Source organism: Paraburkholderia sp. A1RI-2L (assembly GCF_048957375.1).
GTDB lineage: Bacteria > Pseudomonadota > Gammaproteobacteria > Burkholderiales > Burkholderiaceae > Paraburkholderia.
Window position 1 is genome coordinate 1,407,559 of sequence record NZ_JARBTA010000002.1, and the last position, 24,787, is coordinate 1,432,345.

General features: G+C 62.7%; 20 protein-coding genes, 1 tRNA gene and 3 pseudogenes. 16 read left to right on the forward strand and 8 right to left on the reverse strand.

The window, feature by feature from the left end:
• Window positions 1-54: 54 nt before the first annotated feature.
• Window positions 55-1,431: a YihY/virulence factor BrkB family protein gene (locus PWP93_RS21285; RefSeq protein ID WP_421045835.1), complete on the reverse strand. Its 1,377-nt coding sequence runs from the start codon at window positions 1,429-1,431 to the stop codon at window positions 55-57.
• A gap of 220 nt (window positions 1,432-1,651) precedes the next feature.
• Between PWP93_RS21285 and fdnG the strand changes: the two genes are divergently transcribed.
• The 7 genes from fdnG to PWP93_RS21320 all read left to right on the forward strand — a co-directional run bounded on the left by fdnG (window position 1,652) and on the right by PWP93_RS21320 (window position 10,814).
• The gene (fdnG, locus tag PWP93_RS21290) at window positions 1,652-4,723 is read left to right on the forward strand and encodes a formate dehydrogenase-N subunit alpha (protein ID WP_421045836.1); all 3,072 of its coding nucleotides are present in this window, start codon (window positions 1,652-1,654) and stop codon (window positions 4,721-4,723) included.
• 9 nt (window positions 4,724-4,732) lie between these two features.
• Window positions 4,733-5,662 carry a formate dehydrogenase subunit beta gene (gene fdxH / locus PWP93_RS21295; protein WP_421026839.1) on the forward strand — a complete coding sequence of 310 codons (930 nt, stop codon included), beginning with the start codon at window positions 4,733-4,735 and terminating at the stop codon, window positions 5,660-5,662.
• A complete protein-coding gene (locus PWP93_RS21300; RefSeq protein WP_421045837.1) occupies window positions 5,655-6,281 on the forward strand; it encodes a formate dehydrogenase subunit gamma in 627 nt (208 codons plus the stop codon). Before fdxH ends, PWP93_RS21300 begins: the two co-directional genes overlap by 8 nt.
• A 79-nt stretch (window positions 6,282-6,360) precedes the next feature.
• Window positions 6,361-7,302, forward strand: coding sequence for a formate dehydrogenase accessory protein FdhE (fdhE, locus tag PWP93_RS21305; protein WP_421045838.1), 942 nt, complete (start codon window positions 6,361-6,363; stop codon window positions 7,300-7,302).
• The gene (gene selA / locus PWP93_RS21310; protein WP_421045839.1) at window positions 7,299-8,756 is read left to right on the forward strand and encodes an L-seryl-tRNA(Sec) selenium transferase; all 1,458 of its coding nucleotides are present in this window, start codon (window positions 7,299-7,301) and stop codon (window positions 8,754-8,756) included. The genes fdhE and selA overlap by 4 nt, the downstream gene beginning before the upstream one ends.
• Window positions 8,753-10,675 (forward strand): selenocysteine-specific translation elongation factor, encoded by a 1,923-nt coding sequence (selB, locus tag PWP93_RS21315; RefSeq protein ID WP_421045840.1) that lies wholly within the window; start codon window positions 8,753-8,755, stop codon window positions 10,673-10,675. Before selA ends, selB begins: the two co-directional genes overlap by 4 nt.
• Window positions 10,676-10,718: 43 nt before the next feature.
• Window positions 10,719-10,814, forward strand: a tRNA-Sec gene (locus tag PWP93_RS21320).
• Window positions 10,815-11,331: 517 nt separating this feature from the next.
• On the opposite strand, the pseudogene PWP93_RS21325 reads toward PWP93_RS21320, so the two are convergent.
• Window positions 11,332-11,907 (reverse strand): annotated as a pseudogene (locus PWP93_RS21325) (integrase core domain-containing protein); the annotation flags it as partial.
• Between PWP93_RS21325 and PWP93_RS21330 the strand changes: the two are divergent.
• Window positions 11,906-12,151, forward strand: a pseudogene (locus PWP93_RS21330) (integrase core domain-containing protein); the annotation flags it as partial. The pseudogenes PWP93_RS21325 and PWP93_RS21330 overlap by 2 nt on opposite strands.
• A gap of 31 nt (window positions 12,152-12,182) precedes the next feature.
• On the opposite strand, the gene PWP93_RS21335 reads toward PWP93_RS21330, so the two are convergent.
• The gene (locus PWP93_RS21335) at window positions 12,183-12,353 is read right to left on the reverse strand and encodes an LrgB family protein (protein WP_421046150.1); all 171 of its coding nucleotides are present in this window, start codon (window positions 12,351-12,353) and stop codon (window positions 12,183-12,185) included.
• A 107-nt stretch (window positions 12,354-12,460) separates the two neighbouring features.
• On the opposite strand from PWP93_RS21335, the gene PWP93_RS21340 reads away from it, so the two are divergent.
• Window positions 12,461-13,210, forward strand: coding sequence for an H-NS family nucleoid-associated regulatory protein (locus tag PWP93_RS21340; protein ID WP_421045841.1), 750 nt, complete (start codon window positions 12,461-12,463; stop codon window positions 13,208-13,210).
• Between the two features lie 32 nt (window positions 13,211-13,242).
• Entirely contained in the window at window positions 13,243-13,476 is a 234-nt protein-coding gene (locus PWP93_RS21345; RefSeq protein ID WP_421045842.1) for a hypothetical protein, read from the forward strand.
• Between the two features lie 10 nt (window positions 13,477-13,486).
• On the opposite strand, the gene PWP93_RS21350 is transcribed toward PWP93_RS21345, so the two are convergent.
• Window positions 13,487-14,017, reverse strand: a complete 531-nt coding sequence (locus PWP93_RS21350) for an isochorismatase family protein (RefSeq protein WP_421045843.1) — start codon at window positions 14,015-14,017, stop codon at window positions 13,487-13,489.
• A 221-nt stretch (window positions 14,018-14,238) separates the two neighbouring features.
• On the opposite strand from PWP93_RS21350, the gene ligD reads away from it, so the two are divergent.
• The 3 genes from ligD to PWP93_RS21365 all read left to right on the forward strand — a co-directional run bounded on the left by ligD (window position 14,239) and on the right by PWP93_RS21365 (window position 18,594).
• Entirely contained in the window at window positions 14,239-16,749 is a 2,511-nt protein-coding gene (ligD, locus tag PWP93_RS21355) for a DNA ligase D (RefSeq protein WP_421045844.1), read from the forward strand.
• A gap of 76 nt (window positions 16,750-16,825) precedes the next feature.
• Complete coding sequence (locus PWP93_RS21360) at window positions 16,826-17,749, forward strand: Ku protein (RefSeq protein WP_421027095.1); 924 nt, start codon at window positions 16,826-16,828, stop codon at window positions 17,747-17,749.
• A gap of 29 nt (window positions 17,750-17,778) precedes the next feature.
• Entirely contained in the window at window positions 17,779-18,594 is an 816-nt protein-coding gene (locus PWP93_RS21365) for a tetratricopeptide repeat protein (protein WP_421045845.1), read from the forward strand.
• Between the two features lie 94 nt (window positions 18,595-18,688).
• On the opposite strand, the gene PWP93_RS21370 is transcribed toward PWP93_RS21365, so the two are convergent.
• The 4 genes from PWP93_RS21370 to PWP93_RS21385 form a co-directional block, all read right to left on the reverse strand.
• On the reverse strand, window positions 18,689-19,030 hold the full coding sequence (locus PWP93_RS21370) for an H-NS family nucleoid-associated regulatory protein (RefSeq protein ID WP_421045846.1): 342 nt from the start codon (window positions 19,028-19,030) through the stop codon (window positions 18,689-18,691).
• A gap of 106 nt (window positions 19,031-19,136) precedes the next feature.
• Complete coding sequence (locus PWP93_RS21375; RefSeq protein ID WP_421045847.1) at window positions 19,137-19,355, reverse strand: hypothetical protein; 219 nt, start codon at window positions 19,353-19,355, stop codon at window positions 19,137-19,139.
• Between the two features lie 135 nt (window positions 19,356-19,490).
• Window positions 19,491-19,742, reverse strand: coding sequence for a hypothetical protein (locus PWP93_RS21380; RefSeq protein WP_421045848.1), 252 nt, complete (start codon window positions 19,740-19,742; stop codon window positions 19,491-19,493).
• Between the two features lie 36 nt (window positions 19,743-19,778).
• Window positions 19,779-20,084 (reverse strand): hypothetical protein, encoded by a 306-nt coding sequence (locus PWP93_RS21385; RefSeq protein WP_421045849.1) that lies wholly within the window; start codon window positions 20,082-20,084, stop codon window positions 19,779-19,781.
• 323 nt (window positions 20,085-20,407) lie between these two features.
• On the opposite strand from PWP93_RS21385, the gene PWP93_RS21390 reads away from it, so the two are divergent.
• From PWP93_RS21390 to PWP93_RS21400, 3 genes and pseudogenes are all read left to right on the forward strand, one after another.
• Window positions 20,408-21,085, forward strand: a complete 678-nt coding sequence (locus tag PWP93_RS21390) for a LuxR C-terminal-related transcriptional regulator (RefSeq protein ID WP_421045850.1) — start codon at window positions 20,408-20,410, stop codon at window positions 21,083-21,085.
• Window positions 21,086-21,594: 509 nt separating this feature from the next.
• A pseudogene (locus tag PWP93_RS21395) lies at window positions 21,595-23,142 on the forward strand (YadA family autotransporter adhesin); the annotation flags it as partial.
• A 200-nt stretch (window positions 23,143-23,342) separates the two neighbouring features.
• On the forward strand, window positions 23,343-23,915 hold the full coding sequence (locus PWP93_RS21400; RefSeq protein ID WP_421045851.1) for a hypothetical protein: 573 nt from the start codon (window positions 23,343-23,345) through the stop codon (window positions 23,913-23,915).
• Window positions 23,916-24,787 lie beyond the last annotated feature (872 nt).

The window sequence follows — 24,787 nt, forward strand, 5'->3', positions numbered from 1 at the left end:
GCTGTACCGGCGCGAGGCGCCGGTTGCCGGGCCGAGGGCCGACGAGAGGCGGCGTTAATCGCCCGGGTGGGGCGAGTCCTGCCCGACGGTCGTGCGGCGGCGGCCCGCTGCCGCCGTCACGGCAAGCGCGGCGCTCGCGACGAGCGCCACCGAACGCCAGGGGTGGCGCTGGACATAGCGGTTGGTGGCGGCCACCGTGCGGCCCGCGCGCACGAGGGTGCGGGCGGCGGCATCGGTGGCGCTTTTTTCCATGTTGACTACTGAACGGCGGATCTGCAGGCTGCCGGCGCTGCGCCGGGCGAACGCGCCGCCCTCGGCGCGCACCTGGCCGATCACTTGCAGCCGTGCATCGGCGGCCCTCGCGCCATGGACGCCCCCCCCGGCGGCATCCCGGCCGGCATGCGAGCCGGCTACGGGAGCCGTGTTTCCGATCGGAACCGCATGGACCGGCCGGCTGGCCGCGACGGTTTCGCGCATGGGGGCGATCGTGGAAGCAGCGAGCACGGAGGCGAGCTTGGCGCGGCTGCCGGGCGGCGTTTCCGCAAGGAAACCCCACGCGCCGCGTGGATCGTGCAGGCGAGCGCGCGCCGCCGAAAATTCGGCGCCGAGCAGCAAAACGGCAGCCGAGAAGTACAGCCACATCAGCAGCACGGCCAGCGAGCCCGCCGCGCCGAACGCCGTGGCCATGCCCGCATGCGCCAGATAGAGCGCGAAAAGCTTCTTGCCTACCGAAAACAGCGCTGCCGCCACCATGCCGCCCACCAGGGCATCGCGCCAGCGCACCACGGCGTCGGGCAGGAAGCGCAGCAGCGCGGCGAATGCAAAGGCGAGCACGAGCAGCCCGACCGTCAGCTGCAGCAGGTTTCCGATGATCACAAAAGGGGTTTCGCCCCAGAGCCAGCGGCCGACGAAGGTGATGACCGTATCCAGCACGACGGAGACGAACAGCAGGATGGCGACGCCGAGCACGAGGCCGAACGAGATCAGCCGCAGGCGCACGAGTGCGAGCACTGAGGAGGTGCGCGGGCCGATTGGCGGCCAGACTATATTGAGTGCCGAGTTGAGCGACGCAAAGGTTGCGGACGCCCCGACCGCGAGCATCGCGAGCGAAATCATGGCGGCGATGCTGCCGGTGCCGCCCGCGCGGTGCGCGTTCTCGACGATGGTGGTGACGCCTGCGGCGGCATCGTTGCCGAGCACGTTGTGGACCTGGCGGTACAGCTCGCCGCGTGCGGCGTCGGCGCCGAAGAACCAGCCTGCCACGGCGATCACCATGACGAGCGTGGGCGCGAGCGAGAACGCCGAATAGAAGGCGATGCTCGCGGCCAGCGATGGGCAGCGGTCGGCGATGAATTGCCGGCACGCGCTCGCGACCCAGGAGGCTTCCTTGCGCGCGGCGGAGCCGAGTCGCTCCGATGGGAGAGTTGCCATATTGAACGTCCTGGATTCCGGCAAGGGTGGATTCATGGTGCCGGCATTGTGCCCGGCGCGGGTGGAATGGCCGCCCCGGGCCTCATACGAATACGTCGGGCCTTGCGGAAATATAGCAAGCCTGGTTCCTGGATAGCGCGCCCGGACACGGCACAGGATCTATCTTTCGAAACGTCTTATACTGAAAAAACCCACAATCCCAAAGCCGAGGACGCACACCATGCTGCAAATGTCCCGGCGCCAGTTCCTCAAGGTCACGGCAACGTCGCTGGCGGGTTCCAGCCTCGCATTGATGGGTTTCGCGCCCGACAATGCGCTTGCCGAAGTCCGACAATACAAACTGGCGCGCACCACTGAAACCCGCAACACCTGCCCGTATTGCTCGGTGGGCTGCGGGATCCTCATGTACGGTCTCGGCGATGGTGCGAAGAATGCCACCGCGAGCATCATCCATATCGAGGGCGATCCCGATCACCCGGTCAATCGCGGCACGCTGTGCCCGAAGGGCGCGAGCCTGATCGACTTCATTCACAGCCCGGACCGGCTCCAGTACCCCGAGTATCGGGCGGCGGGCTCGAACGAGTGGAAGCGCATTTCGTGGGACGAGGCGCTCGACCGTATCGCGAAGCTGCTCAAGGAAGACCGCGACGCGAACTTCGTCGAGAAAACCGCGGACGGCAAGACCGTCAACCGCTGGCTGACCACCGGCATGCTGGCCGCCTCGGCGGGCAGCAACGAAGTCGGCTATCTCACGCATAAAGTGGCCCGCTCGATGGGCCTGCTCGCATTTGACAACCAGGCGCGTGTCTGACACGGCCCGACGGTGGCAGGTCTTGCCCCGACGTTTGGCCGTGGTGCGATGACGAACCATTGGGTCGACATTCGCAATGCGGACGTGATTCTGGTGATGGGCGGCAATGCGGCCGAGGCGCATCCGTGCGGCTTCAAGTGGGTCACGGAGGCCAAGGCGCATCGCAAGGCGCGGCTCATCGTGGTGGACCCGCGCTTCACGCGCACGGCTTCGGTCGCCGATTATTACGCGCCGATTCGCACCGGCACGGACATCGCGTTCCTTGGCGGCGTGATCAACTGGCTGCTCGCGAACGACAAGATCCAGCACGAATACGTGAAGAACTACACGGACTTCACCTTCCTCGTGCGTGAGGATTTCGCGTTCAACGACGGCATTTACTCGGGTTACGATGCGCAAAAGCACGCGTACCCCGACAAGTCGTCGTGGAACTACGAGATCGGCGAAGATGGCTTCGTGAAGACCGACGCCACGCTGCAGAATCCGCGCTGCGTCTATCAGTTGCTCAAGCAGCATTACTCGCGCTACACGCCCGAGATGGTGGAGAAGGTCTGCGGCACGCCGAAGGAGAAATTCCTCAAGGTATGCGAAATGCTGGCGACCACGGCCGAGCCGGGGCGTGCGGGCACCATCATGTATGCGCTCGGCTGGACGCATCACTCGATCGGCTCGCAGATGATCCGCACGGGCGCGATGGTGCAGTTGCTGCTCGGCAATATCGGCATCGCGGGCGGCGGCATGAACGCGCTGCGTGGCCACTCGAACATCCAGGGGCTCACCGACCTCGGGCTGATGTCGAATCTGCTCACGGGCTACATGACCCTGCCCAACGAGGCCGAACAGAGCTACGACGACTACATCAAGAAACGCGCGCTGCAACCGCTGCGGCCGAACCAGCTCAGCTACTGGCAGCGCTATAACGCCTTTTTCGTGAGCTTCATGAAGTCGTGGTGGGGCGACGCGGCCACGAAGGAAAACAACTGGGGCTACGATTGGCTGCCGAAGCTCGACAAGCCCTATGACCTGATGCAGACCATCGAGCTGATGAACCAGGGCAAGGTCAACGGCTATATCTGCCAGGGATTCAACGTGATCGCGTCCGCGCCGAACAAGGCGAAAACGCTGGCCGCGCTCGGCAAGCTGAAGTGGCTCGTGATCATGGACCCGCTCGCCACCGAGACTTCGGAGTTCTGGAAGAAAGTAGGCGATTACAACAATGTCGATAGCGGCTCGATCCAGACCGAGGTGTTCCGCCTGCCCACGACCTGTTTCGCTGAAGAAAACGGCTCGCTCGTGAGTTCGAGCCGGGTGCTGCAATGGCACTGGAAGGGTGCGGAGCCGCCGGCCGAGGCGAAGAGCGATCTCGAGATCATGTCGGGACTGTTTCTGCGCATTCGCGCGGCGTACCAGAAGGACGGCGGCAAGCTGCCCGACCCGATCGTGAAGCTCGACTGGCCATATGCGGATCCGGCGAGCCCCACGCCCGAGGAGCTCGCGAAGGAATACAACGGCCGCGCGCTCGCCGACCAGACCGACCCGAAGGATGCTACCAAGGTGCTCGTGAAGAAGGGCGAGCAGCTTTCGGGCTTCGCGCAGCTCAAGGACGACGGCACCACGGCAAGCGGCTGCTGGATCTTCTGCGGGGCGTGGACCCAGGCGGGGAACCAGATGGGCCGGCGCGACAACGCCGATCCCACCGGCATCGGCCAGACGCTCAACTGGGCCTGGGCGTGGCCGGCGAACCGCCGCGTGCTGTACAACCGGGCCTCGTGCGATACGTCCGGCAAGCCGTTCGATCCCACCCGCAAGCTGATCGGCTGGAACGGCAGCGCATGGACCGGCGCGGACGTGCCCGACTACAAGATCGATGAGTCGCCTGATCTCGGCATGGGGCCGTTCATCATGAACCCCGAAGGCGTCGCGCGCTTCTTCGCGCGCGACGGCATGAACGAAGGGCCGTTTCCCGAGCACTACGAACCCTTCGAGAACCCGCTCGGCTATAACCCGTTCCACCCCAACAACGCGCAGGCCACCAGCAACCCCGCGGCGCGCGTGTTCCCGGACGACCGCAAGACGTTCTCGACGGCGCAATCGTTCCCGCACGTCGCCACCACGTACCGGCTCACCGAGCATTTCCACTTCTGGACCAAGCATGCGCGGCTGAACGCCATCATTCAGCCGCAGCAGTTCGTCGAGATCGGCGAGGAACTGGCGAAGGAGGTGGGCGTAGTCGACGGCGCTCGCGTGAAGGTGTCGAGCAATCGCGGCTACCTGATTGCCGTGGCGGTGGTCACCAAGCGCATCAAGGCGCTCACCATCGACGGCAGGAAGGTGCATCACGTAGGCGTGCCGCTGCACTGGGGCTTCACGGGGCTGACCAAACCCGGCTATCTGACGAATACGCTCACGCCGCCCGTCGGCGACGGCAATTCGCAGACGCCCGAGTTCAAGTCGTTCCTCGTGAAAGTGGAAAAGGCATAGGGGGACGACATGGCATTGCAATCGCTCGATATCAAGCGCCAGTCGGCCACCACCACGCCGCCGCCCGGCGTGCGCGAGCCGTCCACGGGCGCGGTCGCGAAACTCATCGACGTCACCAAGTGCATTGGCTGCAAGGCGTGTCAGACCGCGTGCATGGAATGGAACGATCTGCGCGACGAGGTGGGCATCAACGCGGGCGTCTACGACAACCCGCGCGATCTCACCGAGCACTCGTGGACCGTGATGCGCTATACGGAATACGAGAACCCGAACGGCAACCTCGAATGGCTGATCCGCAAGGACGGCTGCATGCATTGCGAGGATCCGGGCTGCCTCAAGGCATGCCCATCGCCGGGCGCGATCGTGCAGTATACGAACGGCATCGTGGATTTTCACGAGGAAAACTGCATCGGCTGCGGCTATTGCATCACGGGCTGCCCGTTCAATATTCCGCGCCTGTCGAAGCAGGATCATCGCGTCTATAAATGCACGCTGTGCTCCGATCGCGTGGCCGTGGGGCAGGAACCCGCCTGCGTGAAGACCTGCCCGACCGGTGCGATCGTGTTTGGCACCAAGGAAGACATGAAGCAGCACGCGGCGGAGCGCATAGTCGACCTCAAGGAGCGCGGCTTCGACAAGGCCGGGCTCTACGATCCGCCGGGCGTGGGCGGCACGCACGTAATGTACGTGCTGCATCACGCGGACCAGCCCTCGCTGTATCACGGCTTGCCCGACAACCCGCGCATCAGCCCGCTCGTGCGGCTGTGGAAGGGCGTGGCCAAGCCGCTCGCGCTCGCGGGCATCGCGCTCGCGGCGGTGGCGGGCTTCTTCCACTACACGCGGGTGGGGCCGAACGATGTGAATGCCGAGGACGAGCAGGCCGCGCGCGACGAGGCGCGGCGCATGCGTGGCGAACCCGAGGAGCGCGGCGATGAATAACGATGAACCGCAACTGATTCAGCGCTATACGGCCAACGAGCGCACCAACCACTGGATCACCGCGATCACTTTCGTGCTGCTCGCACTTTCGGGTCTCGCGATGTTTCATCCGGCGATGTTCTGGCTTTCTGCGTTGTTCGGCGGCGGGCAATGGACGCGCATTTTGCATCCGTTCATCGGCGTGGTGATGTTCATCTCGTTCATGCTGCTTGCGTTGCGCTTCTGGCATCACAACTATCTGGATGCGAATGACCGGCAATGGCTCAGGCAGATGGGCGATGTGCTGAACAACCGCGAAGACGAGCTGCCCGAAGTCGGCCGCTACAATGCGGGACAGAAGCTGCTATTCTTCGCGATGGTGGTTTGTCTCGTGCTGCTGCTCGTGAGCGGCATAGTGATCTGGCGGCGCTACTTCTCGCTGTACTTTCCCGTCACGCTGATCCGCTGGGCCGCGGTCGTTCATGCGGGCGCGGCGTTCGCGCTGATCGTGGGCATCGTCGTGCACATTTATGCGGCGCTGTGGGTTAAAGGTTCGATTCGCGCCATGACGCGCGGGTACGTGACCTGGGGCTGGGCGAGAAAGCATCATCCGCGCTGGTTCCGCGAGAACATCAAGTAGCAGGCGCGCGGTCCTGCACAAGCCGCCCGCCCGCGAGGGCGCGGCGGCTTTTTGTTATGGAGAAGGGAGACGATTCGTCGTGACGCAACCCACGCAGCGCATTCTCGATCCCGAGCAGATTCAGGCGCAGGATCCCTCCGCGATTCCGCGCATCCGGCTGCCCGAGCGCGCAACGCATTTCAGCGAGCGCGCCGCGCGCCTGCGCAAGCTGGCAGAGCGCAATCCCATCGGCGGCTATGTGCGTCTCATGGCGGTGCTCGTCGATGCGCAGCAGCAGGCGCTCGCGCATCTCGAAGCGCAAATGCCGCCGCACGAAGCGCTCGCCCATGCGCAGCGCCATTCGATGCCGATCCTGCCCGCGCTCGGTACTGAACGCGACCCGCAATGGCGCGCGGTGCTGCGCCGCCTGGCGGATCGCGTGGAAGCGGCAGGCGTAGTCACACCCGCGCTCGCGAAGGTGCTGGACACGCTGCGTGCGATGAGCGACGCCGAACTCGACGCGCAAGCCGACGCCTTGCTCGGGCAGCGCCATGCGGAAGTGGCACCGGCCACGGCGCCGTTCGTCATGGCCGCGCTGCAAGTGGTATGGACCGACCTCGCTAGCCGCCTGCGCGTGCAAGAGGTGCCTTACGTGGATGCGCCAGGCGTGTGCCCCGTATGCGGCGTGCAACCGGTTGCGAGCATCGTGCGCGTGGGCGGCGCATTCCAGGGCTATCGCTACGTGCAATGCAGCTTGTGCGGCACCGAGAATCACGTCGTGCGCGTGAAGTGCACGAACTGCGATTCGACGAAAGGCATTGCGTATCACGGCATCGAAGGCGGCAATCCGGCCTTGAAAGCGGAGTCGTGCGACGAATGCCATACCTATCGCAAGATCGGCTATCAGGAGAAGGACCTCGAGTTCGAGCCGCTCGCCGACGATCTCGCGAGTATCACGCTCGATTTGCTGATGAGCGAAGCGGGCTACCGGCGCGCGAGTGCGAATCCGCTGCTCTATCCCGAAGCGCCGGCCGAGCAATGATGGGGGCGAGCGAGAAGGTCGATAAAAGCGCGCTGAATGCATTGCTTGCGCAAATGCCGGCGGTGGAGCGCGTGATTGCCGCGCCGCACGCGCAGGCGCTGATCACGCAGCATGGACGCACCCAGGTGCTCGCGGCCATCCGCGCGACGCTGGACGGCTGGCGGCGCGAGGCGCAGGCCGGCACGCTCGTGATCGAGGCGGACTCGCAGGCGCCGTTTTCCATCGAGCGCGTGCTTGCCGATGCGCAGCGCACGCTCGCGGCGCGAGCCCAAAACAATCTGCGCACGGTATTCAATCTGACCGGCACGGTGTTGCACACGAATCTGGGCCGCGCGCTGCTGCCCGACGTTGCCGTGCGCGCCGTCGTGCAAGCGCTCACGCAGCCCGCGAACCTCGAATTCGATCTGGCCACCGGCAAGCGCGGCGACCGCGACGACCTGATCGACGAACTCATCTGCGAATTGACTGGCGCCGAAGCGGCGACCGTCGTGAACAACAACGCGGCGGCGGTGCTGCTCGCGCTTTCCGCGCTGGCCGCACGCAAGGAAGTGATCGTCTCGCGCGGCGAACTCGTGGAGATTGGCGGCGCGTTTCGCATTCCCGACATCATGAGCCGCGCGGGCGCGCGGCTGCGCGAGGTGGGCACGACCAATCGCACGCACCTGAAGGATTACGAGGCCGCTATCGGCGCGCGCACTGCGCTGCTGATGAAGATCCATTGCAGCAACTATGCGATCAGCGGCTTTACGAAGAGCGTCGAGCTGGACGAACTCGCGCCGCTCGCTCAGCGCCATGGTTTGCCCGTTGCCGTGGATCTCGGCAGCGGCACGCTCGCCGATCTCACGCAATGGGGCCTGCCGGCCGAGCCGACAGTGCGCGCCACCGTCGAAGCGGGCGCCGACCTCGTCACCTTCAGCGGCGACAAGCTGCTGGGCGGCCCGCAGGCCGGGTTGATCGTCGGGCGTAGGGAGTTGATCGCAAAGATCAAGAAGCATCCGCTCAAGCGCGCGCTGCGCGTAGGCAAGCTCACGCTCGCGGCGCTCGAGCCCGTGCTCAAGCTTTACCAGGCGCCCGAATTCCTGCGCGAGCGCCTGACGACGCTGCGGCTGCTCACGCGTCCCGCGAGCGAGATGCACGAAGCGGCCACGCATGCGCTGCCCGCACTGCAGCGGGCGCTCGGCGATGGCTATGCGGTGAGCGTCGAGCCGATGCTGAGCCAGATCGGCAGCGGCGCGTTGCCGGTCGATGTGCTGCCGGGCTACGGTCTGGTCGCGCGCCACAGCGGCAAGGGCGGCGGTGGCCGCGCCTTGCTCAAACTGGAGCGCGCGCTGCGCGGCTTGCCGCGTCCCGTGATTGGCCGCATTGCCGACGACGCGCTGCGGCTCGATCTGCGCTGCCTCGAACACGCGGACGAAGCCGCTTTCGTCGCGCAACTCGCGGAGCTGCGCCTGTGATCGTCGGCACGGCAGGGCATATCGATCACGGCAAGACCACGCTCGTGCGCGCGCTCACCGGCGTGGACACCGACCGGCTCAAGGAAGAAAAAGCGCGCGGTATTTCGATCGAGCTCGGCTATGCCTATACGCCGCTCGCGAACGGCGAGGTGCTCGGTTTCATCGACGTGCCGGGGCACGAAAAACTCGTGCACACCATGGCGGCCGGCGCATGCGGCATCGACTTCGCGCTGCTGGTGATTGCCGCCGACGACGGCGTGATGCCGCAAACGCGCGAGCATCTCGCGATCCTGCAATTGCTTGGCGTCAGGCACGGTGCGATCGCGCTGACCAAAACAGACCGCGTGGACCCGGCGCGCCTCGCCGAGGTGCGCGCGGACATTGCCGCGTGGCTCGCGCCAACCGCGCTGGCGGGCGCGCCGTGCTTCGAAACGCAGGCGACCCGGGCGGGCGACCCGGGCGTCGCGCAACTCGACGCCTGGTTGCGCGAGCGCGCCACGCACTGGCGCGCACGCCGCGACGACGGTATGTTCCGTCTTGCCGTGGATCGCGTCTTTACCTTGACGGGGCAGGGCACGGTCGTGACCGGCACGGTGTTCGCGGGGCGCGTGCGCACGGGCGAGCATGTGCTGCTTGCGCCGGCGGGCGCACCGGTGCGGGTGCGCAGCATCCATGCGCAAAATCGCGCGGTGCAGGCGGGGCAAGCGGGAGAACGTTGTGCGCTCAACCTTCATGGCGTGGAGCGGGAGCAGATCGCGCGCGGGGACTGGATCGTCGATGCACGGCTCGCGCAGCCCGCGACGCGCCTCGACGTCGACCTGCAATTGCTCGACGACGCGGACATCACGCTTGAACATTGGTCGCCGCTGCATGTGCATCTGGGCACGATGCACCGCGTGGCGAATATTGCCTTGCTCGAGGGCGATGCGCTCGCGGCGGGGGAGCAAGCCCGCGTGCAACTGGTTTTCGATGCGCCGCTGCACGCGATGCCCGGCGACCGCTTCATCGTGCGCAACGCGCAGGCGAGCCGCACCGTGGGCGGCGGGCGCGTGCTCGACCCATTCGGGCCTGCGCGGCGCAGGCGCACGCCGGAGCGTCGTGCGTGGCTCGACGCGCTATGCGCATGGCTGGATGAAGGCCGCATTGACGCGCTGATCGAACAGGCGCCATACGGGCTCGCACGTGCGACGCTCGCGCAATTGACCGGATTCGACGCGGACACGCTTGCACTGCCCGACGACGCGGTCGTGATCGTTTCGCAAGGGCGGACCGCGGAATCCGTCGTGCTCGCGCGCGCGCACTGGACGCGCCTCGCTGCGCGCATTGTCGAGGTGCTGGGCGAATTCCATGCGCGCATACCCGATGAGCAGGGACCGGACGCTGCGCGGCTGCGGCGCATGGTGGCGCCGCTTGCAAGCGACGAGATCTGGCGCGCGGCCGTGGACGCGCTCATCGATGCGGGACGTATCGCGCGCAGCGGGCCGTGGCTGCATCTGCCTTCGCATGCGGTTTCGCTCGATGCCGGTGAGGAAGCGCTCGCCGCGCGACTCATGCCGTTGCTCGCACAAGGAGAATACGACCCGCCATGGGTGCGCGACCTCGCACGCGAAGTACGGGAATCCGAGGAAAAAGTGCGCGCGCTGCTGCGCAAACTGGCGCGGCTTGGCAAGCTGTATCAGGTCGTGCGCGATCTGTTCTACGATCGCGACGTGATTCACGAGCTTGCGCGTCTGGTGGCGCAATTGGCCGAAACGCCGCAATCGCAAGGCGTGAGCGCGGCGGCGTTTCGCGATGCTACGGGACTCGGCCGCAAGCGCGCGATCCAGATTCTGGAGTTCTTCGATCGCGTTGGATATACTCGGTTTCAACGCGATTTACATGTGTTGAGGCCCGATAGCCGCATGCGTGATTGGGTTTGATGCGCGGTTCGCGTTTGTTGCGTGTTCATCGTCGTTGTGCAACGGAAGGCAATCGTATCGGGTGGTGCGGCTGGGCTTCAAACCCAGTTGGGGACGTCAGCCGTTCCCGGGACAGTTCGACTCTGTCTGCCTTCCGCCAAGGATTAGAGGTTCACGGCTGGTGGCGATACTACTCGTACCGACAGGGAACGCCGAGGTAGTTAGCGCCGATCGAACTTGCTCCTTACTAGCCCCTCTAGTTTCGTGATTTGCGAGGCTGGAACCATCAAGGCGCGATAAACCAGGGAGCCAGAACGTGTACCGCTTGCGTTTTGGTGCCTGGGGAACCGTTTCGTCTTGTTCATGGAATAGGTCCGACTGCACGAACGGCAAACGATCGCGGAAATAGCCCCTGGCAGGCACTCAGTCTACGGAAGTAACTTTCCAGGCCTTCGTAACTTTCTCCGCTTTCCCCTTCAGGCACGAGGCCAAAGGACGCTGACCGCGGCGGAGCATCATCAGGCCACCCGTCGGGGATGCTGACCAACTTTATCGAAGTATTCATCAATCGCGAGGTCGATTCAGCTGATTATGCTCATCGCGTTCTTTTTTAGCTCGCTGCGGATATCCTGACCTGCCCCCTTCAATAGGGCCAATGGTCTTCTAGCAAAGTCCCTTTAAACCAGCTCCTGGAATGCGGCAGGAGCATCCGCTGTTGCCCGATGTTTCGCCGCGAACTCTGATGGCGAGAGGTAATTCAGTGCGCTGTGCGGCCTCTGCTCGCGCCATGCCGCGATGACGGCGCGCGCGTGGGCGAGCGTCGTGAACCAGTGCTCGTTAAGGCATTCATCGCGGAACTTGCCGTTGAACGATTCGATGTACGCATTCTGCGTCGGCTTGCCGGCCTGAATCAACTTCAGGGTGACGCCGCTCGCATAGGCCCACTGGTCGAGCGCGCGGCTCGTGAACTCGGGCCCCTGGTCTGTTCGCACCGCTTTGGGATAGCCACGGAAGCGGGCGGCACGGTCCAAAGCGCGAGCGACATACAAGCCCGAGATGCCGTGGTCGACGACGATGTCGACAGCCTCTTTCGTGAAATCGTCGACGATTGTCAGGCACTTCAGGCGCCGCCCATTGGCAAGCGTATCCATCACAAAGTCGATTGACCAAACCTCGTTGGGCGCGTTCGGCAGGGCTAGTTGCTCGCGTTTCATCATGACACCGTGGCGCTTGCGACGGCGCCGCACAGTCAGCCGGCCCGGCAAGCCAACGGATAACGCATTCGTGGAGTCGTTCAACGGCACGCTACGCGATGAATGCCTGAACGTGCACTGGTTCACATCGCTGGCCGACGCCAGGGAGCAAATTGAACGATGGCGGGTCGAATACAACGAGAGTCGGCCTCACAGGGCTCTCGGTGAAGTGCCGCCTGCCGAATACGTCCGTCAGTTGGGCCTGCAGGCCCAACTGACGGACCAACAGAACGCCGAAGACTAACATTGCCTTTGGCACTGAAAACCGGGGCCGTTCAGAAAACGAACTTTACTAGACTCCGGATGGCCCTGTTTGCGGGGGGGCAGGTCAGTCTGAACTCAGATTGTGGAGCCGAAGGAATACCACCGACCTCCTGCGCTACCGCCATTGCGATTGGTGTCGTTACCGCTTTCGATGCCAAATAGCGCGACGTCTCTGCCGCTATCTAGCAGCCAGACAATGGCGACACCGCTAATTCAACACATTCTGTTGCCTTCGTCGCGCGATGTGGCATAGTGCGACACAGTAACTTAACAAGGGAAAAGTAAAAGAATGGCGACGCTCGATTCCATCCAGGCAAAGATAGCAAAGCTCCAGGCCCAAGCAACCGCGCTGGCAACCACGAAGTCCACTGCTGTGCTCGAAAAGATTCGCGGTCTGATGGAAAAGCATTCGGTGACGCTCGCCGACATCGAAGCATTCGTCGGAAAACGACGTGGTCGCAAGTCTGGCGTGAGCACCGCAACGAAGCAGAACTCGTCGGTAGCAAAGTATCAGGACCCGAGGAGTGGGGCCACCTGGACAGGCCACGGTCGAGCACCGAGTTGGATTGCCAAGGCCAAAGACCGAAGCAAGTTCCTGCTTGCGGGCGCACCGACGAAGGCTGCTGCGGCTGTGAATCCCCCGAAGGCTGGCAACTACGTCCGCGGTCCGCAGCCGGCCCTTTATCGGGACGCCAAAACTGGAGCGACGTGGAGTGGCCGGGGTCGTGCACCGGCATGGCTCGCTGACGTCAAAGACCGCTCCAAATTTCTGATTGAGAAGGCTGCCGAACCTGCGGCAAAGAAGAAGGCGAAAACGGACAAGCCGGTGGCCGCGAAAAAGGTCACATCGACGAAGAAGGCCGCCGTCAATAAGGCTGCTCCGGCATCGCGAAAATCTTCAACGAAGAGTGGCGCGGTCAAACCAGTCGTCGCCCGAAAGGCGCGTGTCAGGAAGGGAACTGTGCCGTCGGTCGCGCCGGTCGAAGCTGGAGTCTCGCCGGCAGCTACCGAAGTCACGGGTGCCCCGGCCGCAGTCTAAGCCACAATCTGATATCCGCGTGTGAGCGTATTGTGAGCAGCATGCCGGTGGCGGGGATTGATGTTGGCGGACAAAAGAAAGGCTGCCATCTGGTCATCCTGCAAGGCGCGGGCATCTTGCTGATGTCGATTGACGACGTCGATGCCGCGCTGTGCGCATTGACCGCTGGATACTTGCTTGCGGCACGAACAGACGTGTACGGGGATGCGAAGAGTGGAGACATTCGAGTTCCTCGCACCGCCGGGCACGAATGCCTGATACGGTAAGCGTCGCCTGCTATTTGATGAGGCGCAGCACGTCGCGGAATTGCGGATGCTGACTGGAGCGTAACCACTCGAATGCAACCATTTCCACGGTCGACACATCGGCCCGCGCCCGGGCGAGCCGGTCTATCGCGGTATCACGGTCTGAAGTTTTACGCGAACCAATTGCGTCTTTGACGAGCGTGACCTGCAAGCCGTGGCTCAGCAAGCCAATCACCGTTTGCAGTACGCAGACGTGCGCCTCGCAGCCAGCAACAATTATCCTCGTTCGCCCTGCAGGCAACGCGTCGACGAGTCCTTCAGCGGTCGCATCGAAATGGTCCTTGACGACCGTGTTCGAGCAGAGGTCCTTGATAGTCTCCGCATTCTCACCGAGCCTCTGGGGACTCTGTTCGGTGCCGATGATGGGCACGTCGAGCAACTGCGCGATTCTTCCCAGCCGGGCAGCCTGAGCTACCACCATCGCTCCTTCATGTATTGCGGGGATCAGTCGCCTTTGCAGGTCCACCAGAACGACCACTGATGCCTCTAGCGTATGCAGCATTGCCTTTCCTTTGGAGGACGATCCTCCAGAATAGCGTTGCTTTCGCGTGTCGTGCCGAAGTTGGTCGGCGAACGTGGGCGTTGTGCTGCGGGCGGGATAGAAAGCACGCAAAAAATTAGAGCTTGATAGTCAGGCGGCCGAACATCGGATTGAGGCCACGACCAAGGTCAGGTGTCTTATTTGCGTCCCGAAAAGACGAAAGTTATTCCTGGACTAGTGTTATGGCCTCCGCACGCGACCCGACATCTCCGCCGCTGTCCCGCTATCAAAAGAAGCGGGATTTTCAGGTCACGCCCGAACCGGCGCCGGCGGCTGCCAGCCCATCTGGCGGCGGACAGCTCGGCTTCGTCGTGCAAAAGCATTGGGCTGGCAGGCTGCATTACGACTTTCGTCTCGAGCTGGATGGGGTGCTGCTGTCCTGGGCGGTTCCGAAAGGTCCCTGCTATGACCCGAAGGAAAAGCGGATGGCGATACACGTGGAGAACCATCCAGTCGAGTATGCGGACTTTGAGGGGACGATTCCTGCGAGGCAATATGGCGCCGGCAAGGTAATGGTGTGGGACCGCGGGACATGGGAGCCCGTTGGCGACCCGCAGGAAGGGATGAAGTCGGGCAAGCTCGTCTTTCGCCTTCATGGCGAGAAGCTCGCGGGACTGTGGGAGCTGGTGCGAACATCGAAGCCCGACGACAAGCAAGACCCGTGGATGCTCTTCAAGAAGCGCGACGAGTGGGCGCAGCCATTGGCGGAATACGATGTCATCAAGGCGCTTCCCGACAGCGTCACCGCAAAGCCGCTCGGGCTCATCGAAGAACGGGAGCCGAGGGTGGCGCGACCCGCGCGCCGTGAGGAGTCACCGATGATTGACCTGTCGGCGGCCGTCTTGGCGCCGCTTCCCGCGAAGCTCGAACCGCAGCGCGCGACCTTCGCCCCCTCGTTGCCGACGCAGGGAGACTGGATAACCGAGGCCAAACTGGATGGATACCGCTTGCTCGCGCGTGTCGATAAGGGCCGCGCGAGGCTTTTCACGAGCGGCGGGCACGACTGGACGAAGACGCTCGCCAGTCTTGCTGCAGAGGTCGAAAAACTCCCGGTTTCGAACGCTTGGCTGGATGGCGAAATCGTCGTGCTCAAGGACGGCATCCCCAATTTCGGCGCTCTTCAGGATGCGATGGACGGTGCCACGAACCAGGACATTGTCTTTTTCCTTTTTGACCTTCCGTACGTCGACGGAAAGGACCTCAGGAACGTCCCGCTGTGGGCGAGGCGCGCGCTGCTTGCGCAGTTGCTCGAGAGTGGCGGCGAACGGATTCGCTTCAGCCAGGACTTTGAGGCGCCGCCGGCCCGGGTGTTTGAAGCTGCCGCCGGGTTGGGCCTCGAAGGCCTCATGCTCAAACGCCGCGACGCTCGGTATGAATCGGGCAGAACGCAGACCTGGTTGAAGGCGAAGTGCCGGTTGCGGCAAGAGCTTGTCATCTGCGGCTTCACTGCGCGAGGCGGCAAGCCCGGTGAAATCGGCAGCCTGATGCTCGGGTATTACGTCGGCGACCAGCTTCACGACGCGGGCAGCGTCGGCACCGGCTGGGACGCCAGGACCGCGCGGAATCTGTGGGCGCGCCTCACGCCGCTCGAGATCGATGTGGCACCTTTTGACGTGACTGCAGCCAAACAGCGCCGATGGTCACGGCGTGCCGCGGGCAGTGAGCGCTGGGTTCGTCCCGAGCTGGTCGCGGAAGTGGAATTCGCAGACTGGACCACCGATGGCCTGGTGCGACAGGCGTCGTTTAAGGGACTGCGCGTCGACAAGCCCGCGCGCGGTGTCGTCCGGGAAGGAGGAAAGACCCAGGCACCGAGTGCTCTGCCGCAGCTGAAAATTACCCATCCGGAACGCGTCGTCGACCCCTCGACTGGCGTCACGAAGGCCGACCTCGTTCGCTACTACGCGAGCGTCGCGGAGTGGATGCTGCCCCATCTGAAGGCACGACCCCTTGCGATGGTTCGAGCGCCTGACGGCATCGCCGGCGAACTGTTCTTTCAGAAGCATGCGGAGAGAACGAACATGCCAGGGCTGATGGTTCACGACCGGGACTTGTGGCCAAAACATCCGCCGCTGCTGACGGTTGATACGGCGGATGCCTTGCTGTCGGCAGTGCAGATGAATACGGTCGAGTTCCACACTTGGAATTCGACGGTTCGCCGACTCGAGAAGCCCGACAGGGTCATCTTCGACTTGGACCCCGGCGAAGGTGTGAAATGGGGGCACGTTCAGGAGGCAGCGCTTCTTGTTCACACGCTGTTGTCGGAGCTCGGCCTCGAGGCCTGGCTGAAGACGAGCGGCGGGAAGGGATTGCATGTCGTTGTGCCGCTTGCGCCGCGGCTTGGCTACGAGGCGGTTAAGGCATTCTCGCAGGCATTCGTTCGGCACCTCGCAAAAGCGATTCCACAGCGTTTTTCTGCAACCGCTGGCGCTTCGAACCGAATTGGCAAGGTCTATGTCGACTACTTACGAAACGGCATGGGGCAAACGACCGTGTCCGCATTCTCTGCACGGACGCGGCCGGGGATGGGTGTCTCCATGCCAGTTTCCTGGGAGCAACTGACCGACTTGAGGAGTGGGGCGCAGTGGACGGTGCAGACGGCACGCGAGTACCTGAGCTTCCAGTCTCGGGACCCGTGGGCAGCGTACTGGTCGGCGAGCCAGTCGTTGGCTTCGGCCATAAAGCGCCTAAAATGAAATTTTTCATCGCTGGCGGCGGCACGCGCCTTGCGTGAGCGACGTGCTGAACGCGCCTATCCGCGAGGAGAAGTCCATGCCAGCCCGCTCAATCGCTTCCTTGTCGCTCTCTTTCGGGCTTGTTTCGATACCGGTGAAGCTTTACACCGCGACTGAGAGTTCGTCCGACGTCAGGTTTCACATGCTCGCGCCCGACGGCTCGCGTGTGAAGCAGCAGTACGTTTCCGAGAAAACGGGGGAGGTCGTCGAGCGCTCGGCCATGAACAAGGGCTACGAATTCGACAAGGACAGATTCGTGGTTTTCACCAGCGATGAGTTGAAGGCGCTGGAGGATGGCGCCAGTCACGTCGTCGAGATACTCGCTTTCATTCCAGAGAAGGCGGTCAACCCCGTTTTCTACGACAAGGCGTATTACATCGCGCCCGACAAAAGAGGCGGCAAACCGTATAGTTTGCTGCAGCAGGCGCTCGCTCAAAGCGGCCGCTGTGCGTTGGCTAAATGGGCGTTCAAAGGCAAGACGCGGATCGTGCAAGTGCGCCCCGAAGAAGACGGGCTCGTCTTCCAGCAGTTGCTTTATGCGGATGAGGTTCGCTCACTGAGTGACCTGCACGTCGAACGCATCCAGGTGTCCGATGCCGAGCTGAAACTCGCATTGCAGATTATCGAGCAGGGCGCTGAAGACAACTACGACCCGGCAGCCTACGAGGACGAAGAGAAGAAGCGCATCCTTGCCGCCATTGACGAAAAAATCGAGGGCAAGCAGGTCGTCACTCAGGAGGCCGTGGAATCCACGCGTGGCGGTGGGCAGGTCATTGACCTGATGGACGCCTTGCGCGCCAGTCTCAAGGGTGATGCAAAAACGAAAGCCGCTCCGGCATCGAGGCGCAAGAGCCCTGAACCCGTTGCTGAGATTCCTGTAGCGCCCAAAACGCGCAAGCCGGCGGCGCGCGCGAGCAAAGCTCCTGACGAAGCACCCGCAAAGGTCCGGGCACGCAAGTGACACCACAAGTCACAGCGCGCGAGATTTCGATGCGCGAGCTGCAAGCGATGCTCGGGGTCTCCCGCAGCGTGGTTTCCGGTCTGGTTGCGGCCGGATTCGTGAACCCATCGCGTGGGCCGAGGAACGCATATCGATTCACGTTCCAGGACGTCGTCCTGTTGCGCACCGCCTTGCAGTTGCGCGCCGCGCGCATACCGCCGCGCAAAATCATCATGGCCCTTTCACGGCTGAGAGAAGCATTGCCAGATGAGTTGCCATTGACGGGAATTCGAGTATCTGCGGTCGGCAACGATGTGGTGGTGAGGACGGGCCCCTCACAGTGGAATGCGATTACAGGGCAGCAATTGCTCGACTTCGAAGTAGCTGAAATCAAGGGCGATGTCGTGTTCCTTGATACTGCACCTGTGCAAAAGAACCTGGTGCACCAGGCAGAGGAATGGTACGACCTCGGCGAGCAGCTAAGAACAACCGACGTGCATGGTGCGGAACGCGCGTACAGAAAGGCGATAGAGCTTTCGCCGCAACCCTATTATGCCGCCTACGTTGACCTGGGCGCGCTTCTTTGTGAATTTGAGGGACGTTGCCAGGATGCGCTTCATGTATTCGAAGCAGCGCTATCCCACTTCCCCGAAGACGCTGTCCTGCATTTCAACCGCGCCGTTGCATTTGAAGAAGTGGGCAGACTCGAGGATGCCGAGCGAAGTTACGAGAAGTGTCTTGAATTCGATCCGTCTTATGCGGACGCACACCACAACCTGGCTATGTTGCTCGAGACGCGTGGCGACAGGCAGGGCCTGATACGGCATCTGAGTGCGTATCGCAGACTGACTGAATCACAGAGTTAGCGGCACGAGAATGAAGCGTGCAGTCGAAGGGGGCCGTGAACCGCTCGAAAATGCCAGCGTAGAGCGATGCCGCCCGGCGAGAGAAAATGTTCGGTCAGGCGGCTCTGAGGGGTTCTGCTTTTATTGTCGCTAGTCGGGTGCCAGCAAATGGGTCATCACGCCAATCCACATGGGGGCGTTTGCCTGAGTCCGGTTCCGGCGACCTGTTGATAGCAAAATGCTCGAGCGACTGCCCGGCGCTGGTCGCTTGCACAACCCATTGAGGTGCTGAGCCTTTGCCGTCCCATGTGTGGCCAAATGCATCGCGGTATCGCGCAGCTCGCTGCCGCTCCTGGTCTGCCGCAATGGAAGCGGCAATGTCATCCGCTTTGATCCCAAATTCTGCCATCCGTCGCCGCAGGTAGGCGACGATGCTTTCACGTTTTCTTTCGTCCATCCAGATATGCTCCGCTCGGCATGCATACCGTAAGAAGATAAATGCAAGCCGCATGCAGTCAGAATAACACATCGTCTTCCAGCGCCTTAGCCATGGGTAACCCTCATTACAGATGGGCGTCGACCCACGCGCGGGCCCAGGCAAGGCCAACCTCCTGGGCTTCCTGCTCTGTATCGAACAAGCCGAGTACGCCTGACGCTTCAATCAGCTTGTTGTCCCGGGTGATGGTGCCGCTTGCGGCATACCGTTCCGGCTCCAGGAGTTCTTCCTGTTGCGCGATGACGTGCCCCCACAACAGGCAACCCTTGTACTTCTCTTGTTCCATTGCAGAACGACCGCCTCACATGTTGCTCAGATGAGTTCATTCTATGCGAAGAGGTAATTTACACCGGGTCCCACGGTGACGCGCCGGATGATTCATGCAGGGTGGGCGAGGGCGGAGAAAGGGCGCTGCCAGTTATCACGTGGCCAGCTTCTGCTCACGGATTGCCTGACGTTGGGCTGCACGTTCCTCCGCATTTTTCCTGGCGACGTGATGCCCGACAATGCAGCCACCGACGGCTCCAACGACCGCATGGTGGCCCGCGTAGTGACCGGCTACACCGCCGACGACTGCGCCCTTCAGGCAGCCGGCGGCATTGGCGGTACCGGCAAGCGCCAGTCCCAAGGCGGCAGCCGCAACGAACGTACTAACCTGGTGATTCAGTTTCATGATTGACACCTGCGTGGCATGACACGTTGAGTCGATTTAATAGCCCCAGCGGACACGTTCGTGCCACTCGCGCCCGCGCCATTCGTGCTCGCGGCGTTCGTGTTCCCGCCATTCATGTTCCCGCCACTCGCGTGCGCGCCAGCCATCATCGTCGCGATACGCCATCGCAACCGGAGCGGGTGCATAAGCAACAGGCGGAGGCGCAACATATACCGGTTGAGCTGGAGCGTAGGCTATGCCCGGAACGCCAAGCCCCAATGCAACATCCACGTGCGCGCTTGCCGCCGTCGACGCCGCCAATGCGGCTGCGCCCAATACCATCCCGAGAATCGCCTTGTTCATTTCCGCTACTCCTGCTCAGTTGCGTGCCCTGTTGGTGAGCACGGTTCGGAGTGTAGGTGGCGGACCTGGACACAGGTGAAACGGCGATGCGAGATTCGTAACAGCGAGTTATCGGTTTTGCCCTTCAAAGCGACAAGAATCGATTGTCCTCGTTGTGTCCAGAGCTGCTTGACGTACTCAGGCGACCGAGGCCTTTCCTGGCCAGTGCGATTCGCCATTTCGAGGGTTCCGCTAAGATCTTTTCCGATGGCTTTCAGTGCGCCCGACCTGTACGCGGGCGCTCACGCTCCCCCGGTACGCGCAAGGTCCACGGAGGAAGGAAAATGGCAAGGATCATTGTCTCGAGTGGTCGGCCGGTCGAACTCAACGCGCTTGCTGACATCGTTCGGGCGACAGGTCACGAAGTCGTCGGAGAAGCCGATACCGCGCGCGAAGCACTCTCGCTCCAGCGGTACCCCGCTCTGATCGTCGTTTCCGCCGATTTGCCCATGTTCAACGCGCCCGATTTCGTGCGTCGCCTGGAAGCGTCCGGCCCGAGAGCGAGGACGCTGCTCTACGGCGACGAAGAAGCACAGCTGTTGGTTCAGGGGGCCTTTGACGCCGGCGTTGACGGCTTTGTCCGTCGCCACGAGAACGTTGAGGAACTGCGCCGGGCTGTGGCCGCGATTCTGAGCGGTCATCGATATTTTCCGCGCCGCGACGGCCTGGCTGGTACGAGACGCAAACCGAACGATGCGGCTGACCCTCTTGCCGTGCTAACGGAGCGCGAGAAGACAGTCATGGCCTACCTCGCACGCGGCATGAGCAATGGAGAGATTGCCAACGAGCTTGCGCTGAGCCGCAAGACGGTGAGCGCGCATCGCAGCCGCCTGATCGCAAAGCTTGGCGTGCGTTCTGTAATCGATCTGGCTCAAATCGCTCAACGTTTTGGGCCTGGTGGGCGAAAATGCGGCCGCTGCCGTAGGCGGCCCGCAACTCAATGGCGTTTCCGAACGGGATGACGCTGTCCTGCAAAATCTGCTGGATGGCACGCCGCTCCCGCTTCGTGTTCGCGATACCGAAGGGCGGCTTGTGGCGTGTAACCTTTGCCGCAGGTTTGTCGAACTCATGCGCGGCTCGCTGACAACGACAGAATTCAAACAGAAGGTAGCGGCCGCACAGTAAGCTTCGGCGCAAATAGCAGACTTTTCAACATAACCTCGAATTCAGCCTGCCTTTCGCGCGACAAAGCTTCACAAATAACCGTGCACTTTTTTACAGCGACCCCAAAGGCGGGCAGGATGCTTTGAGTACGTCCCTCTCGCTGGGCGGCGAACTTTTCGTCAATGGTGGAAACCCGGGTCTCGGCGGCGGCCAGACGGGCACCCCGGCTGGCAGCATGCGGATCGGCAGTGCGGCCACCTTGAGCGGCACGTCCGGCACGCGGTCGCTGGCCATTGGCGGCGGTGACAGCGACAGCACAGCGACTGTCGCATCCAGCACGGATTCGATAGCGGTGGGTACCGGTGCAAGCGCAAGCGCAAGCGCGACATCGGCGATGGCGCTCGGCGCAGGTGCAGTTGCGAGCAACGACCAGAGCGTGGCGCTAGGCTCGGGTTCGACTACGGCTGCTGCCGCCGCAACGCCAGGCGCAACCATCGCAGGCAATGCGTACACCTTCGCCGGCAGCAATCCGCAGAGCTCGGTGAGTGTAGGCGGAGCGGGCAACGAACGCACGGTCACGAACGTTGCAGCAGGGCGCTTGAGCGAGACCAGCACCGACGCCGTGAACGGTTCGCAGCTCTATGCGACCAATCAGGCACTCGATTTACTCAACGATGCGGTCTCTAAGCCACTCATGTTCGCTGGAAATGCTGGCGAGCCGGCGTCGCGCAAGCTCGGCGAAACCATGAGCATCGCCGGCACCGCGACGACCGCGGGCGCGTATTCAGGCGGCAATCTGACAACCGTGACCGACGGGAACGGCGATATGCAGCTGCAGATGGCCGATTCGCCGAAGTTCGGCAATATCACAGTCAACAGGGACGGCAGCGGCAGGATCTCCGGCGTTGCGGACGGCACGAACAGCGATGACGCCGTGAACAAGTCTCAGCTCGATGCTGTGAGCGACGTGGCGAACGCGGGCTGGAACATTAGCGCAAGTCACGGTTCGCCCGGCAAGATTGGTCCGAACGAAACACTCAATGTGGTCGACGGAAGCAACACGACCGCTAGCTATGACCCAGACACGAAGAGCCTGAAGATCGACGTGTCCGCCAATCCGGATTTCGACTCCGTGACGACTGGGGATACGGTCATCGATAGCAATGGCGTCACCATCAGCGGCGGCCCGAGCATCACGAAGCGTGGCATCGACGCCGCAAGCAGGAAGATCTCGAACGTGGCGGAGGGCGACGTGAGCGAGACCAGCACCGATGCGGTGAACGGCTCCCAGCTCTACGCGATCAACGGCACGATCAACAACATCGACAACGGTGGCGGCATCAAGTATTTCCATGCGAACTCGTCGCAAGCGGATTCGCAGGCAATCGGTGCGAATTCCGTTGCCGCGGGCGGCGCGGCAATCGCGAGCGGCTCGGGTGCAGTGGCGTTGGGCTCGAACTCGGCGGCGAGTGCGAGCAACTCGGTTGCGCTTGGCACGGGTTCGGTCGCGGACCGTTCGAACACGGTATCGGTCGGCAGCGCCGGGGGCGAGCGGCAGGTGGCCAATGTCGCTGCCGGAACGGAAGGTACCGATGCCGTGAACGTGAACCAGTTGAAGGCATCCTCTGCCCAGTCCCAGCGGTACACGGACCAGCAGGTCGGCGGACTGCGCACGGCGATCAACGACGTCGGACGTAACGCCTATTCAGGAGTTGCGGCGGCCACTGCGCTTTCCATGATCCCCGATGTCGATCTCGGCAAGACGATCGCGGTAGGTGTTGGCGCTGCAACCTATAGGGGCTACCAGGCAACGGCGCTAGGAGCGACTGCACGCGTCACGCAGAACATCAAGTTGCGGGTTGGCGCCGGGTTGAGTTCTGGAGGTACGACGGTGGGCATTGGCGCCTCGTACTGAGAAAGTCTGCGGCGACAAGGCCGTGCACGAACTGGCGTCGATCCAGCCGGCCACCGGGGATTCGAAGCCCGAAGCAGACCGGCGCGAAATTACATTCACTTGCGAGACCCCTGCAGCGAACTAACGCGCGTGTTGGCCGGCCCACGCCGGGCTGACCCTTCGCCAGCGCTGAATCCAGTCCATTTATCAAGGAGTTCAAAATGAAAATTTCCACCATTGCCGCCGCATTGCTGCTTGGCGCGTCCGTTGCCGTATCGGCTTGCGCACAGGATGCGCTGGCCACAGCGACTCAGCAGGTCGTCGCCCAGTCTCCCGCTATTCCGATTCGCAGTCAGGCCGTCGCCGTGGATCACGCATCGAACACGATGACTGTTCGCGGACCGATGGGCAACCTGGTGCAGATGCCACTCCTGGCTTCGGCGAAGGCGGGTACAGCAGCCGTGACCCCGGGCGACATGATCGACGTTCATTACAAGGACGCTGTGGCGGTCGACGTGCAAAAGCTCGACGAACCTGTCAACGGTATTCGTAAGCGTGTCGACACCGGCGTCTTCCTGCCTCAGGCATCGGGCTATGAGGTCGCCCATCAGATCGAGGTTGACGCGACGGTGCAGGCGGTCAACCTCAAGGACCGGACGCTGCGGATTCGCGGCGCTTACCAACCGGTGACGGTTGAAGTCGCGAAGGACGTGGATCTTGGGCATGTGCGCCCCGGCGACACGGTGCGTCTGGTCTTCGTTTCGACTTACGCGGTCAGCCAGGCTAGGGGTTGACGCTTTATCCCGCCGATGACCTGCTCCCTCACGGCGGGATTCCGGCGGTCCGTGTAAAGCCGGGTCGCCGGATCTGTTTGACGCACAGACCATCACGCACGTATCAGGTTCACATCCAGCGCGTAATGCAGACATTCGAAAACGGGCATCACAGCAGGCTTCTCATCAACCGCGACAGAGCCGAGTGAAGTAGGGCCAGATAAGCGACTCGGCCCACGCACCATGTTGGTTGCGCGAACAACGAATTGCTGTTTGCCGCCCCTGGCTCTAGCCGATGCATTGAAAAGACAAGTTCTCCTGGTGAAAACGAGTATGCCTTCGACGCGAGATAGTCTTGCGCCTCGAAAATTTATGCTTCAGAATCCGTAAAAAATCCCACAAACGATCTGTGGCATACAAAAAGCGAATCGTAAGCTACCTGGAGCCCGCCTCGGAGACACCACAAATGAAAGAGCTGACAGCGCAGAATCTCGCAGCCCGGTTCGTCGACCGGGTCGTCATTGCCGTCGCGGATCAAGCAACGAAGGTCAATCTGAAGCTCTATTGGCTACTCGGCCTTTACCGTCACGCGGATTTTCATCGCCGCGGTCACGCTGAACATGCTGGACAGTCGGACCTTCGCCGTGGTGCACGGCATTGTCGCGCCGTATATGCGAGCCACGGAATTCGCCCGCGTGTTCCCGCTAGTGAGTTTCGAGGACCGGGGCTTTGCTGGCCTCAGAAAGGCAGGATTCCAGATCGATCGACCTGCCTCGCGCTTCGGGACGGAGGGACAGTTCAAGTTGGTTTGCGCGGCACTCGCGCCGCGGGGAGCGTTCACAGCGGCGTGCCATGACGCCCCGGCATACGGAATTCGCTACGCGTTGCTGGCT

Excerpts from the sequence above, each read along its gene's own strand:
- PWP93_RS21370 (WP_421045846.1), bottom strand. The coding sequence starts at position 19,030 with ATGGACGAAAGAAAACGTGAAAGCATCGTCGCCTACCTGCGGCGACGG.
- PWP93_RS21285 (WP_421045835.1), bottom strand. The coding sequence starts at position 1,431 with ATGGCAACTCTCCCATCGGAGCGACTCGGCTCCGCCGCGCGCAAGGAA.
- fdxH (WP_421026839.1), top strand. The coding sequence starts at position 4,733 with ATGGCATTGCAATCGCTCGATATCAAGCGCCAGTCGGCCACCACCACG.
- ligD (WP_421045844.1), top strand. The coding sequence starts at position 14,239 with ATGGCCTCCGCACGCGACCCGACATCTCCGCCGCTGTCCCGCTATCAA.
- PWP93_RS21375 (WP_421045847.1), bottom strand. The coding sequence starts at position 19,355 with ATGGAACAAGAGAAGTACAAGGGTTGCCTGTTGTGGGGGCACGTCATC.
- PWP93_RS21390 (WP_421045850.1), top strand. The coding sequence starts at position 20,408 with ATGGCAAGGATCATTGTCTCGAGTGGTCGGCCGGTCGAACTCAACGCG.
- PWP93_RS21300 (WP_421045837.1), top strand. The coding sequence starts at position 5,655 with ATGAATAACGATGAACCGCAACTGATTCAGCGCTATACGGCCAACGAG.
- PWP93_RS21350 (WP_421045843.1), bottom strand. The coding sequence starts at position 14,017 with ATGCTGCATACGCTAGAGGCATCAGTGGTCGTTCTGGTGGACCTGCAA.
- PWP93_RS21385 (WP_421045849.1), bottom strand. The coding sequence starts at position 20,084 with ATGAACAAGGCGATTCTCGGGATGGTATTGGGCGCAGCCGCATTGGCG.
- PWP93_RS21380 (WP_421045848.1), bottom strand. The coding sequence starts at position 19,742 with ATGAAACTGAATCACCAGGTTAGTACGTTCGTTGCGGCTGCCGCCTTG.
- PWP93_RS21400 (WP_421045851.1), top strand. The coding sequence starts at position 23,343 with ATGAAAATTTCCACCATTGCCGCCGCATTGCTGCTTGGCGCGTCCGTT.
- PWP93_RS21360 (WP_421027095.1), top strand. The coding sequence starts at position 16,826 with ATGCCAGCCCGCTCAATCGCTTCCTTGTCGCTCTCTTTCGGGCTTGTT.
- PWP93_RS21365 (WP_421045845.1), top strand. The coding sequence starts at position 17,779 with ATGCGCGAGCTGCAAGCGATGCTCGGGGTCTCCCGCAGCGTGGTTTCC.
- selA (WP_421045839.1), top strand. The coding sequence starts at position 7,299 with ATGATGGGGGCGAGCGAGAAGGTCGATAAAAGCGCGCTGAATGCATTG.
- PWP93_RS21340 (WP_421045841.1), top strand. The coding sequence starts at position 12,461 with ATGGCGACGCTCGATTCCATCCAGGCAAAGATAGCAAAGCTCCAGGCC.